A 12,431-nucleotide genomic window follows, 5' to 3' on the forward strand; every position below is an offset into this window, starting at 1 on the left:
CCATGAATTGCGCCTTTTGAAAAACGATACACAACCATATCTAATCTGATATTTATCTGTAGCGGGGACTATCGTCAACGGTTATTTGGGACGTAGCGGCAGCAAGCGTCCATTTTCAACCCCGCCGCATATCAAGAGCGAGATATGGCAACTCCGAACGATAAGGCTTCGCAACGAGATACGATCGAACATCTGCTGACGAAAAATGCGGTGGTCCGGCCCGACGACCTCGTTGCTACGGGCGCATTCGGAGCACGGAATAGCGTCTATGACGCCTGCAGGGCAGGTGAAATCACCTGCTTCCGTCAGGGCAAGATGATCCTCATTCCGACGGCACCCCTCCGTAAGTTGCTCGGTATCGAGGAGGTGGTGGCGTGATGATGGGGCGCAGCGCGAGATCGCGCGGGTCGGCGCTCCGCCGCAATCCGATCTATGCGGCCGACATTCGCCAACTTCGCGGCGTTGTGACCGTGCGCTCGCTGTCCGATCGGTGCACTGGGGAGACGGTCTTTCGGGTCTCTCATGTTTCGGGTGGCGGGGACATCGCCTTCACCTCGGCGCCCATCGCGCAGGAGGACTGCGCGGCAGCAGCTGCACGCGTTCTCGGTGAATTCGTTCAAGGGGAGGTGAAGCTTGCTCCCTAACGCAGAAAGGGTTGCCGTCCAGGGCAACCCTCTCGCAATTTCTAAAGCGCTCGCAAAGCCCGAAGAGATTGCCATACCGACTGAAGAAATTCAACAGCGTCGCTTAGCCACACGGTTCTTTCTGCCTCGAGATACGGCGGCAACGATCGCCCATCTTCATTTCGGTGAGTCACGGGCATGAGCAATGTTGTCAGCCTGCCACCGCCGGATTGGACCAAGGATTTGCAGCGCTATGGCAGCGGAGCGCCGCATGGCACTTTGGCGAACGTCTGCGCGATGTTTCGATGCGAGCTATGGCTGATTTTGGGTGACGCGGCCTGATCAGGCGGCGTGGCTTTCAGTGTTCGGAATGACTTCGATTCCGTCGATGAACTTTACACCGGCGATGACTTTCGGCAACTGGTTCGTGCTCTTCAATCGCCGCCAGGTCTTCGATGCGGCGTCGATGAGCTTGAACACCATCAGCTTCGCAGTTTGTTGCGACAGCGATCCCTTGGTCCGCACCGTTCGGTGGCGCACCGTGGCGAAGACGCTCTCGATCGGGTTCGAGCTGCGTAGGTGGATCCAGTGCTCAGCAGGGAAGTCGAAGAAGGCGAGCAGCGCATGGCGATCCTTGATCAGGCACTCCACCGCACGTCCGTATTTGACGTGGTATTTCTCGACGAAGACGTCGATCGCGGTTTCAGCTTCGGCCCGGTGTGGGGCCAGATAGATGTTCCGCAGGTCGTTCTTCATGGGGCCCTGCACGGATTTGGCGACCTTGTCGAGTACGTTGCTCACTTTATGGCACCAGCATCGTTGGTGCCGCGTGCCGGGAAAGGCCTCGTCCAGTGCCTTCCAGAAGCCGAGGGCGCCGTCGCCGATGGCGAGTTGCGGGGCAATCCGTAACCCGCGTTGCCGCAGGTCGATCAGGAGTTCGCGCCAGCTCTGCGCGCTCTCGCGCACGCCGACCTGGAAGCCGATCAGCTCCTTCTTGCCTTCCGGCGTGGTGCCAATCAGCACCAGCATGCATTCGCTGTGATCTTCCATGCGGGCCTGCAGGTACACGCCATCGGCCCAGATGTAGACATAGCGACGCGCCGACAGATCGCGTCTCTGCCAGCGTTCGTACTCGACCTGCCAATCGGCCTTCAGGCCGGCGATCACCGAAGGCGACAGGTTCGGCGCATCCTTGCCGAGCAGCGCCGAGAGCGCCTCCTGGAAGTCGCCGGTCGAGATGCCGCGCAAATAGAGGACCGGGATCAAGGCATCCAGGCTCTTCGTCCGCCGCGCCCATAGCGGCAGGATTGCCGAACTGAAGCGGAGGCGGTCGCCTGGCCCGCTCGCTCCGCGGTCGCGGACCTTGGGACGAGCGACCTCCACCGGACCGATGCCGGTCGCAATCTCGCGCACCGGACCGTGCCCATGTCGGACCAGGCGCGCTCGACCGTCGGGCAGCGTCAGATTGGCCGTGCTGGCCAGAAACGCGCCAACCTCGATCTCGATCGCCCTGGCAAGCAGGTCCCGCGCGCCGGCACGAACGATATCGGTCAGTGGATCATCAACCGCGGACGGCTGACGGAAAGCAAGAACATTGGTAGTCTCGGTCATGGCGTATCGCTCTCCTCGAGAGGTTCTGGCAGGCTCGTCACCCGCCTCGATACGCCGCCTTCCTCACACCGTCATCACCCAGATTCCGCCATAGCTCTTTCGATGCGCGCCAGAGCTACAAGCCGCTTTGGCTTTCGACGAGTTCGCGCAGCGCGTCATGCTGGTTTCGGCTCCGCCGTGGGATTTTGACCCCGCGAGCTTTGTTTCGCGGGCTTGGACCGCCCAAGACGATCTCGCCGCCACCGAGCACGTCCAGCTTGCCGGCATTCCCACCAAGGTCGCTACCACATCGCAGGCAGTGGACCGCGTCGCCAGGGAGCGTCCATTTCATCCTGTCCGCGACTATCTAGAGCACAGCAGTTGGGACGAGAAGCTCCGGCTGCGAACGATGTTCGCGGCGTACTTTGGCGCGCAGGATGACAAGTACACTGCGAGTGTCGGCACCAGCTTCATGATTGGCGCCGTTGCGCGAATTCTCAATCCGGGATGTAAGCACGACCATGTTCCAATCCTGGAGGGTCCGCAGGGGATCGGAAAATCACGAGCGCTCAAGATCTTGTTCGGAGACTTCTTCTGCGATGAGATTGCCGATCTGGGATCGAAGGACTCGGCGATGCAGTTGGCGGGGGTCTGGGGGCTCGAGATCGCCGAGCTGGACGCCTATTCGCGCGCTGAAGTCGGTCGCGTCAAAGCGTGGGTTTCCCGCACTACTGACCGCTTCCGGCCGCCCTACGGCACCCGCGTCGTGGAGATGCCGCGCAGTTGCGTATTCGTCGGTAGCACCAACAACGACAGCTACTTGAAGGACGACACCGGTAACCGCCGGTTTTGGCCGGTGAAGGCGACCAGAATTGATTTGGCGGGACTGGAGCGGGACCGCGACCAGCTTTGGGCGGAAGCTTACAGGCTTTACGTCGGCGGTGCACCTTGGTGGTTCATCCGGCGCGACGTTGTCGAGCAGGCTCAACGAGAGCAGCGGGAACGTCTGATCGATGATCCTTGGTGGGATGTTATCATCGCATACGTTGAGACCCGGACGAGCGTGTCTGTCGCCGAGGTGCTCACTGAGGCGGTCTGCATCGATCGGTCGCGCTGGGGGCAGGTCGAGCAGAACCGTGTCGCCCGCTGCCTTAAGGCGCATGGGTGGTGCCGGGTCCAGGTGCGTACTGGTGGCAAGCAGTCTTGGCGATACAAGCGGGGAGGGGTGGAATGACCTCTTTGCCACCACTCAAAACCGGTTACGCCGAACAAACCGGTGACACCGAAAATGCCGGCACTGCAAGGGCTGCCACCACTGTACCCACTGTCACCAGTAAGAAAGCTAAAGATCTATATACGCGCGATAGAGGTTTAGACTTGCCAACTGTAACCGGTTGCAGTGGTGACGCGCCTCATGGTCCGAAGAAGACGAGCACGGCGCGCGTGCGCAAGCACCGAGCGTTGAAAGCAGCCCTTCGCGCCGACCAAGAATCCGACATGACGATAAGGGGCAATCCTGGGCTCATTTCTGAGTGGCTGATCGAGTTGGGCGATCTCGATCCAATGGAAGCGGAAAGTCCTCAGGCGATCAGCGACGCGTTGTCGGAACGCGTCCGCAAGCTACGGAGCGTTTCATGAGCGTTTCATATCTGGCGCGACGCGTGTGCTATTGGCTCGGACAATCGAAGGATTGTCGGATGAACAATACACCGGATCAGATCAAGGCGGCTGCGCTAAGCGTCATGCCGCTGCCCATGGTAGCGGCGGAAGCCGAGTTGCGCGAGATCGAACTCGCTCAAGCAGACGTCTGCGCGAAAATCGCGGCCGACCAGGGAGTCGCGGGCGGCGCCCGGCTCGAAAGCTTGAATTCTGAGGCCGCGAGGCTCAACCGATCGGCCTCGGTAGTGCGGGCTCGGATCAGGGAGTGCAGCGTCGAGAATGCCACTGCCGTGCGGGACGCAATGAGTCCGCTCCGCAAAGCCGCAGCGCGGCGCATCGTCACTGCCATCGCCGAGTTGGACAACGCGATCGATTGTTTGAACGCGACAGGGTTGGCTCTGAAAGAGGCCGGAACGCCTGCGGTGTTTATGCCGGCTCCGCTTTTGGACGGCATGAATGAAATCGCAAAATCGATCATCGCGGCGTCGTCGCCAGAACAGGAGAAGCGGTAGTGGTGCCCGTTGTCAAGTTGCAGAAGACGTACAGGATTCGACCCGTCGTAAAGGTGTTGCCTGAAATTCGGGACCTGATGCGGATCCGTGATCTTCAGAAAGAGCTCGCGCGTGATCTCGATCTTAGCAGAGTTGGCGAGTTTAGACCGATGGATGCTAGGGCCCGTCACCTCGCTAAGCTGAATTTGGACTACGAGCGCCGCTACGGTCGAGAGCCCGATACTCGGAAACTCGGGTAAGATGCCGACGCTTTCCCTTTCTGAAATCGAAGCGAAAATCGCGGCGTTACGCCAGCGCTATACTGAGCTGGACGGCAAGCTCGTTCCAAAGCGCGGCATAGTGGATGGCTCCGTGTCAGCCGCGATGGGTGCCATAACGTCTGAGATCTCGCGACTCGATGGCTTGCGGGAGAAGGCGCTCGTTTCCGATCTCCTCGGTGAGAAATCAGAAGAGCCGAAACAGCTCTCTTCGGCGCCTCGCGTCGGGCCGATCCCTATGCCGGTCTACGCGACCAAGAACGAGAGCTTGAGCAACCCACTCGAGGGACTCGCAAGGCTTCCGGAGAGTGAAGAAGAACAAAAGCGACTCTACCAGGAACTCGCTGCATGGTCGCTCGGGCAAGTGAATTCAGATCTTGAGCGGCGCCAAAAGGAAGCGGCTCAGGACATTGACGTTCGATTTACACAGTCATTTTTTAAGTCCCTCATTGTCACGCTCGGCATGCTGGCGGCCGAGATGCGAATGCTGGTCGCGATGGGGCGCGAGAACCGCAAAGAACTTGAGCAGCGCATTTTGAAGCGGATCGAAGCGCTCGAAGCCAAACCGGTCATGGTCGATGCCGGCGTCTGGGATGAGGCCAAGGTCTACGTTCCGGGGTCCTTCGTTTCATACCAAGGCGCCGGCTGGGTAGCGCAGGTTGAGAGCAAGGGAATTCGTCCCGGTGACGGAACGATTTGGCGATTGGCAATAAAAAAAGGTCGCGATGGTCGCGACGCGAGGGATGCGAGATGACCTCAATCAAAGATGCAGAAGCGCGAATTCGCCGCGAACTCTTGCAGCGCTCGTTGCGCGGGCAGTCCGGCCACGTATCAAAGGTGTCTTTCGTTCTCTGCGAAGATTTCGAAAGCGTCATGATCTATGTCGACACTAAGGACGAGCTCGACGCGGCATGTGCGTGTTTCGATTTGCCGGATGACGTGCCGTTTGATCCGGAACATTTTAAAGCACACGCGGCGTCAATCGCGAGGGGCTTCCACTGATGACGATCAACGAAGCCAATGAAGAAATGTGCCGACGTCGCGACGCAGCGCTGAGCTCGTTCGCAATGCAGATGCACGACGCCGGCATTGGGATTAACGACGAACGGTTTCGACGTGAGATGCTCGACCTTGCTGCCGCACTCGAACAGTGGCGCCACGACGCGCTCATTCGAATCGGTCGGAGAATTGGCGCGATTGCTGAGATGCCGCGCGACTTCACAGATGAACGCCTTCATTAGGAGCAACGCGGGCACCAATGTACACCGGCAAAATCAAGATGTGGGATACCGATCGCGGCTTTGGCTTTATTAAGCGAAACGACGGCGGCCCCGATACCTTTGGACATGTAAAGCATTTGGCGGGAGTCTTCCGTCCCGAGTCTGGTCAAGCCGTGACATTCGATCTCGTCATCGACGAGCGCAATGGTCGCGAGCGCGCGGACGCGATTAGGTTGGTCTAATGGCAGACGTCAACGAATTGCCGACTGCGGAAGAACACCTTGCTCGGCCCCGCTCTGACGAAACCATCTACACAGTCTGGGCGCGTCCGAGAAGCAAGCAGAAGGCGTTGCCGGTCCTTCCGAATCTGGCGACTCGGCCAGAGGGCCGAGAGCCAGCACTCACGCTGAAGTTTTACTCGAAAGTACCAAGGGGCATTGATCTAGCCCTTGGGCAAGTTCCCGAGCGGGACACCGACAGTTTCGTGAGGGCCATCAGCGGTGCGGGTAATCGCAGCATCCATTGCGAGATCGACTGCGCAGGCGGTGACGGACGCAGCGCGCTCGCGATTGCGGTGGCGCTTCTGCAGCATCCATACAGCGTCAGAGTCCGAATTGTCGGGCGGTGCTCCAGTGGGGCCGTTTACATCGCGCTAGCGGCCGATCATCGAAGCATCGTCCCTGATGGGAGCGTCCTAATCCATCGGACAGCCCGCATTTGCGTCCGATCGCAATTTGAATCCTTGCGAAAGCTGCCTGCGGCGGACCTGGAAGCCATGAACAATTCACTCAGCGATCTCGACGATGTCTTCGTTGCGTTACTCACGGCGCGTCTGGGTGTGTCTGAAGAGGTCGCTCGTCGCTGGATGATTGAGAACCGCAAATGGTCGGCGACCGAGGCGTTAGAGCGCGGCTTCGTCAACGTGATTGAGGGGACGACCTAGAAAATGGACGACGTCAAGACGCTACACGGCGCCAACTATACGGTCGAGTTCACGGCTGTGGCACTTCTCGGTTGTACGATCCCCAGCTCGGACCCGTATCTGTCCGACGTCGTGCTGCTGATGAGCTTTAACGGCAGCAACGGTTCAACCGGCGCCCCCGGCATGAACGACGAAAGCCCACATCTTTGGGGCACTGCGCAGTCCGGCTCCGCTAACGGCCTTGGAAGTGGCGCGCTCATCAGTTCGACGCACTCCAAGTTTGGTTCGTCCGCGCTGTCGCTGAACGGATCTTCAATTATCCGATTCATCGGCAACCTCGCCCTAGCCGAACTGGGCTACCTGACTTTTGGTGCGGGCAATTTCACCGTTGAAATGTTCATCTACCCGAACAGTGTGACCGGGACGCAATTTCTGTGTGGCCGTTGGCAGGACGTTGGAAGCATTTCGTGGATCTTCTATCTGAGCGGCGGCGTGCTGTCGCTGAACCTCAGCACCACCGGCGCAGATAACCTCGCCGTCGCGGCTGGCGGTACGGTAACGACCGGCTCGTGGCAGCATGTATGCGTGGACTACGATGGATCGACATATCGAATCTATCTCGACGGAGTGATGGTCGGATCGACCAGCGCCTCGCATACGATCTATGATCCCGGTTTCGCTTTTCCGCAACTTTCGATTGGCGGCAACTCTCTTAATACCGGCTTCTGGTTCAACGGCTTTATTGACGAACTCCGCATCACCAAGGGTGCCGCTCGCTATGCCAGCGATGCCGGGTTCAAGGTGCCTACTGCGCCATATCCCCGCTCATAGGTAACAAGAATGCCAATTCTCGATAACTGCGTCGGCAGCGTTTATGAGCCCGGCAATATCGGATCGAGCATCGGAACGACGCCAGTCGTGATCACTCCGGGGTCGCTCTTGAACCCCGATGACTACGATCCGTCAGCGGTTACATACTCACTCGACTTCTCGAAATTTTACAACGGATATAAGGGCTCCTAAAATGACGATCCTTCTTTTGGGCAGCGGTCGCGGTGCTCGATCTGCCGGCGGTGGATCTGTGCCAGGGCCGGAGGCGAGCGCGTTTCTGGCGAGAACGTCCGGCCTCGATGCAACACACACCAATGCGTACACCGATCTGATCAACGGGCTCGTGACAGACGTCATCTGGTCGAAGCTCGACGCGCTGTACATCTATGCCACGGCGGACAGCACCACGGCCATGCTGAACCTGGTGCAGAACGCCTACAACCTAACTCAGCACGGCTCGCCGACCTTTACCACTGATAGGGGCTTCACGGGCACGGACAGCAGCTCGACCATTTACATGGACACGGGCTTCAATCCGAGTACGGCAACGTCGCCAAAGTTCACCCAAAACGACGCGCATATCTGCGCTTGGCAAATCCCCAACGCGGGGTCAGCTGCACCGCCCATTGGCCAAAATAATGGCGGGCCTGGTGACGGCAATTACGTGTGGCCGCAAAACTCAGGTTCCGGCGCGGGACCTATCATGGTCTGTAATAGCCACATCTCGATCGGGGACAGCCACAGCACATCGGACGCGAGCGGCTTCTATATCTCGACCCGCGACAGCTCCAGCTCGAAGCAGGGCTATCGCAACAACGCGACCCTGGTCGACAGTGTGGGCGATAGCTCCCGCCTGCTCAACTGCAATATCTACACGCTCGGCATTAACGAAATCAGCACAGGGTCGCCAGTCGCGAATGGCTGCGGCACGCAGCAGGCGATGGCGGGCTTCGGGTCCAAGATGACCTCGACTGACGTGTCCAACTTCTACAACCGCTTGCGCACCTACATGACAGCAGTCGGGGTGCCGTAAGTGAGCAGAACAGCAGGCCAAGCCCGGCCATGGCAACGTTGGTACTGGACCACGCGATGGAAGTCCGTTCGACTTGCCCAGCTCCGGGCCGAGCCGTTTTGCCGTATGTGCCTAGAATCCGGAGAGCGCGTGCGCGCGACAGTCTGCGATCACATCGAGAGGCACAACGGAGACCCCGTTCGCTTCTGGTCTGGACCATTTCAGAGTTTATGCGAGCCGCACCACAATGCATCGAAGCAGCGCGCGGAACGCCGCGGCTTTAGTAGCGCGGTGGACGAGTCCGGCTGGCCCACGGATCAGCGGCACCCTGCGAACAGCGGCCGGCTAACTAAAAGACATGCGTAATATCAATGGCATACCGGGGGGGGTATATTTTGAAGTCGTAGGCCTACTTCCGCCACCGCATGCTTCAACTTCCTTCGCAAAAGTTCCTCAAAAAAGGTCTCTAGGTAGAAAAACGGATGGTCAAGGCAAGGGGAAGAAAAGCTGCAGCGGCCGTCTCGATCGCGGCTATCGCCAGATTGGAGTCGGTGCCTCGGCCGGATGCGCCCTATGACTTGACGGACGAGCAGTCCGACGAATGGCGTGCGATCGTGAATCGACTGCCGGCCGACTGGTTCCCCCGTGAGACCTGGGGAATGCTTTCGCAGTATTGCAGGCATGTTGTCGCTGCCAGGCGCGTGGCTCAGCTTATCGAACAGGTCATGAAAGCAAAGAAGCAGGACTTCGACGTTGACGCTTACAATCAATTGCTGATCATGCAGGAACGCGAGGGTCGAGCACTGTCATCGCTGGCGACCAGGATGCGGCTATCGCAGCAAGCGACCTACGACAAAACGAAGAAAAAGACCGTCGTGTCCGGTAAACGGCCTTGGGATCCGGACTAATGGCACCGCATCCCCGAAAAAAGACTCGGAAGAAATCGACGCGCGCGAAGTTGGCGAGGGCCGAGACGCGGGCAGAGCGAAACATCCGTTGGGTCGAAAAGCATTGCCGCATTCCCGAGGGAAAGAACGTTGGCAAAAAGCTGAAGCTGGCGCCCTTCATGCGAGACGACTTTATCGCGGTGTACGACAATCCGCACGGCACGCGCCGTGCGATCATCAGCCGAGGCCGCAAGAACGCCAAGACCACCGAGGCCGCGATTATCCTTTTGCTTCACATCTGTGGCCCGGAAGCGCGTCCAAATTCGCAACTTTATAGCGCGGCGCAGTCAAGGGATCAGGCTTCCATCCTGTTCTCGTTGGCGGCTAAAATCGTCCGGCTATCGCCGACGCTCAATGAATTCGTCGGCATCCGAGAGAGTGGCAAGCAGTTATATTGCGCCGAGCTGGGTACACAATATCGGGCACTGTCGGCCGACGTCCCGACCGCTCATGGACTTTCGCCCGCTCTAATTGTCCATGACGAGCTAGCGCAGTCGCGCGGCGTTCGATCTGGCTTGTACGAGGCGTTGGAAACCGCCGTCGCGGCGCAGGAAGAGCCTCTTTCCGTAATCATCAGCACCCAGGCGGCCACCGACTCCGACCTACTATCGGTGCTGATCGACGACGCCAAGGCCGGCCACGATAAGCGCACGGTCATTCGCCTGGACACCGCGCCGCCGGAGTTTGACCCGTTCTCGATCGAGGCAATCGAGGCAGCAAATCCGGCATTTCACTTGTTCATGAACAAGGTCGAAGTTCTTGCGATGGCAGAAGACGCGCGCCGGATGCCGTCGCGTCAATCCGAATATGAAAATCTGGTGTTGAATCGGAGAGTTGAGGCCGCGTCGCCACTCTTTTCGCGCGAACTATGGAAGTCGTGCGGCGCTCCGGTGAAGGAATTCTCGAAGACGTTGCCAGTGTATGGAGGGCTCGATCTTTCGGAGGTGAATGACCTCACGGCGTTCGTCTTGATTGGGAAAATTGACGGGATATGGAACGTCAAGCCGACGTTTTGGCTTCCCGCGGACGGTCTCGCTGATAAGGCAAAGAAGGATCGAGTCCCGTGGGGATTTGTGGAAAAGCCAGGGGCATTTGCTCGCGGCGCCGGGCAAATCCATCGATTACGAATTCGTGGCGGACTGGCTGCGCGGCGAATTCGATCGCTACAACATCCGCACGATCACGTTCGATAGGTGGAACTTCAAGCACCTTCGACCATGGCTCGTGAAGGCAGGCTTCTCAGAAACGATGATCGAGGAGCGGTTTAGGGAATTTGGTCAGGGCACGCAAAGCATGTCGCCTGCATTACGCGAACTCGAGGCGGACGTTCTCAATGGCCGTCTAGCTCACGGCAACCATCCCGTACTGACGACGTGCGCTGCGAACGCAGTTGTCGACGGCAAAGATTCATCCAATAGAAAACTGTCGAAACAGCGCAGCGGTGGTCGGATTGATGGGATGGTGGCTTTAACAATGGCCCGAGGCGCAGTGCCATTGGAGGAAATCAAGCCGCCACGGAAGTATCAGATGATATTCATGTAGGAGCGAAGAGTGGAGAAGGAATTCGACTTCGATGAGGCGATCAAGGCATATCAGCGAACGTATGCTCGCTGTCAATTTGTCGACCCGGACTACGCGCGGCACTGCCTAACGATGATTGACCTGATTAAGATGGATCAGATGGAAGCACAGGTCGTGCATGCGGCTACTGACGCGGCATTCTCGCGAGAAGCTGACTGAGCAATTGCTCCGCTTCATTTAGGCTTCGATCGGCAGTGATTGCGTCCTTCGATTCGATCGCACGAAAGGCTTCGCGCAATTTCGCGCCCGCGGGCTCCAATAATTCATCGCTGGCGCCGTGTTCCTCCGAAAGCTTCTTTAGAAGGTTTAGCAGGTCAACCGCCTTCGGCATCAGAACCGCGACGCTCGCCAGCCGTTCGGAGTGCGAAATAGGATCCTGCGTCAAAGAATTAGCTCCATGGCTTTGCCGTCACCTGTGGGACACAAGCAAAAATCTCTGTATTCGTGCGCGCATGGTTTCATCTCCACATTCGATGACACCGTCGGCGCGTCGGGGCCTCCCATAGATATGGATAGGAAGGCTTGGAGGGGTTGGCAGAATCGCCCCTAGCGGGCGGGGTCTGGAAGAGCCTCGCCTCCACAATGGGATTAATGTAAAGGGCCAATACCCCAAAATAACCCAAAAAAGCGCCTTGAAAGCCCCCGATCTTGATAGAATATTAAGGTTCCTGCAACCGAACGAGGAACATAGTCCGCAAGACTAAGTTCCTGATGGTGCCGATAGCATCACCCGTAGCCCGCGCCTCAACTCGGAGCCAAGACCGTGGCAGATGCAATTTTTGAATCCTTTGGATACATCACTTTGTCATTTATGGTTGTGTTGGGTCTTGCCAATATAGCTGTGGGTGTGCTTGCTATTACGCATCATGACAAGATCGTGAAGGCATTTCTAAAGCACACGTCTTTCTATGTTTCATTTCTGCGATTTGGGGGCGATGTGCGCGCGGGAGCTGGGCATCGCTATAGAGGCTGATGCCAATTGAGACATTCACAGCTTATAGCTTTGGGGTGCTTGGCAGTGCGGCAATTGAGATTGCATCTGCCCTCCGACTTTCGGTGAGAACTGGCGGTGGCTGCCCACCAATCTACAGGAAGCCATTTTTTCTTGGTGCGAGGATACTCTTCGCTGTAGCGGCTGCCGGACCGCTCCCCGTCCTTATGGATGCCCCAAGCCTATGGTCGGCCTTCTATTATGGTATCAGCGCGCCCGTCATTTTTGACCGCCTCGCTAGAGGGCTTCAACAAGACGATTCTCCAAATCTGCCAGAGGACGAGGA

The 12,431-nt window shown here is 58.2% G+C and carries 18 protein-coding genes; 16 read left to right on the plus strand and 2 right to left on the minus strand.

The features are described from left to right. The first annotated feature begins 144 nt into the window (after nt 1–144). On the plus strand, nt 145–378 hold the full coding sequence (locus ACVJ19_RS29600) for a DNA-binding protein (RefSeq protein WP_453952706.1): 234 nt from the start codon (nt 145–147) through the stop codon (nt 376–378). A 443-nt stretch (nt 379–821) separates the two neighbouring features. After that, a complete protein-coding gene (locus ACVJ19_RS29605) occupies nt 822–965 on the plus strand; it encodes a hypothetical protein (RefSeq protein ID WP_453952707.1) in 144 nt (47 codons plus the stop codon). On the opposite strand, the gene ACVJ19_RS29610 is transcribed toward ACVJ19_RS29605, so the two are convergent. Beyond that, nucleotides 966–2,234 (minus strand): IS256 family transposase, encoded by a 1,269-nt coding sequence (locus tag ACVJ19_RS29610; protein ID WP_038952271.1) that lies wholly within the window; start codon nt 2,232–2,234, stop codon nt 966–968. It abuts the gene before it with no gap. Nucleotides 2,235–2,361: 127 nt separating this feature from the next. Between ACVJ19_RS29610 and ACVJ19_RS29615 the strand changes: the two genes are divergently transcribed. The 13 genes from ACVJ19_RS29615 to ACVJ19_RS29675 all read left to right on the plus strand — a co-directional run bounded on the left by ACVJ19_RS29615 (nt 2,362) and on the right by ACVJ19_RS29675 (nt 11,115). Then, nucleotides 2,362–3,447 (plus strand): VapE domain-containing protein, encoded by a 1,086-nt coding sequence (locus tag ACVJ19_RS29615; protein WP_453952708.1) that lies wholly within the window; start codon nt 2,362–2,364, stop codon nt 3,445–3,447. Next, nucleotides 3,444–3,851: a hypothetical protein gene (locus ACVJ19_RS29620; RefSeq protein WP_453952709.1), complete on the plus strand. Its 408-nt coding sequence runs from the start codon at nt 3,444–3,446 to the stop codon at nt 3,849–3,851. Before ACVJ19_RS29615 ends, ACVJ19_RS29620 begins: the two co-directional genes overlap by 4 nt. Beyond that, entirely contained in the window at nt 3,848–4,384 is a 537-nt protein-coding gene (locus ACVJ19_RS29625; RefSeq protein ID WP_453952710.1) for a hypothetical protein, read from the plus strand. Before ACVJ19_RS29620 ends, ACVJ19_RS29625 begins: the two co-directional genes overlap by 4 nt. A gap of 240 nt (nt 4,385–4,624) precedes the next feature. Further along, nucleotides 4,625–5,395, plus strand: a complete 771-nt coding sequence (locus ACVJ19_RS29630; protein ID WP_453952711.1) for a hypothetical protein — start codon at nt 4,625–4,627, stop codon at nt 5,393–5,395. Next, nucleotides 5,392–5,643, plus strand: a complete 252-nt coding sequence (locus ACVJ19_RS29635; RefSeq protein ID WP_453952712.1) for a hypothetical protein — start codon at nt 5,392–5,394, stop codon at nt 5,641–5,643. The genes ACVJ19_RS29630 and ACVJ19_RS29635 overlap by 4 nt, the downstream gene beginning before the upstream one ends. Next, the gene (locus tag ACVJ19_RS29640; protein ID WP_453952713.1) at nt 5,643–5,882 is read left to right on the plus strand and encodes a hypothetical protein; all 240 of its coding nucleotides are present in this window, start codon (nt 5,643–5,645) and stop codon (nt 5,880–5,882) included. The genes ACVJ19_RS29635 and ACVJ19_RS29640 overlap by 1 nt, the downstream gene beginning before the upstream one ends. A gap of 17 nt (nt 5,883–5,899) precedes the next feature. Beyond that, on the plus strand, nt 5,900–6,103 hold the full coding sequence (locus ACVJ19_RS29645) for a cold-shock protein (RefSeq protein ID WP_453952714.1): 204 nt from the start codon (nt 5,900–5,902) through the stop codon (nt 6,101–6,103). Beyond that, the gene (locus ACVJ19_RS29650) at nt 6,103–6,804 is read left to right on the plus strand and encodes an ATP-dependent Clp protease proteolytic subunit (protein ID WP_453952715.1); all 702 of its coding nucleotides are present in this window, start codon (nt 6,103–6,105) and stop codon (nt 6,802–6,804) included. The genes ACVJ19_RS29645 and ACVJ19_RS29650 overlap by 1 nt, the downstream gene beginning before the upstream one ends. 3 nt (nt 6,805–6,807) lie before the next feature. Beyond that, entirely contained in the window at nt 6,808–7,614 is an 807-nt protein-coding gene (locus ACVJ19_RS29655) for a LamG domain-containing protein (protein ID WP_453952716.1), read from the plus strand. 193 nt (nt 7,615–7,807) lie between these two features. Beyond that, complete coding sequence (locus ACVJ19_RS29660) at nt 7,808–8,647, plus strand: hypothetical protein (protein ID WP_453952717.1); 840 nt, start codon at nt 7,808–7,810, stop codon at nt 8,645–8,647. Between the two features lie 461 nt (nt 8,648–9,108). Next, nucleotides 9,109–9,534: a hypothetical protein gene (locus tag ACVJ19_RS29665; RefSeq protein ID WP_453952718.1), complete on the plus strand. Its 426-nt coding sequence runs from the start codon at nt 9,109–9,111 to the stop codon at nt 9,532–9,534. Next, nucleotides 9,534–10,766, plus strand: coding sequence for a terminase large subunit domain-containing protein (locus ACVJ19_RS29670; RefSeq protein WP_456739465.1), 1,233 nt, complete (start codon nt 9,534–9,536; stop codon nt 10,764–10,766). The genes ACVJ19_RS29665 and ACVJ19_RS29670 overlap by 1 nt, the downstream gene beginning before the upstream one ends. After that, nucleotides 10,666–11,115: a terminase TerL endonuclease subunit gene (locus ACVJ19_RS29675; protein WP_456739466.1), complete on the plus strand. Its 450-nt coding sequence runs from the start codon at nt 10,666–10,668 to the stop codon at nt 11,113–11,115. Before ACVJ19_RS29670 ends, ACVJ19_RS29675 begins: the two co-directional genes overlap by 101 nt. Before the next feature lie 163 nt (nt 11,116–11,278). Here ACVJ19_RS29675 and ACVJ19_RS29680 read toward each other — a convergent pair whose 3' ends face one another. Further along, nucleotides 11,279–11,539 (minus strand): hypothetical protein, encoded by a 261-nt coding sequence (locus tag ACVJ19_RS29680; protein ID WP_453952720.1) that lies wholly within the window; start codon nt 11,537–11,539, stop codon nt 11,279–11,281. Between the two features lie 378 nt (nt 11,540–11,917). Here ACVJ19_RS29680 and ACVJ19_RS29685 point away from each other — a divergent pair, with 378 nt between their 5' ends. After that, nucleotides 11,918–12,127, plus strand: a complete 210-nt coding sequence (locus ACVJ19_RS29685) for a hypothetical protein (protein ID WP_453952721.1) — start codon at nt 11,918–11,920, stop codon at nt 12,125–12,127. The last annotated feature ends 304 nt before the right edge of the window (nt 12,128–12,431 follow it).

It is taken from the genome of Bradyrhizobium sp. USDA 376 (assembly GCF_054063675.1).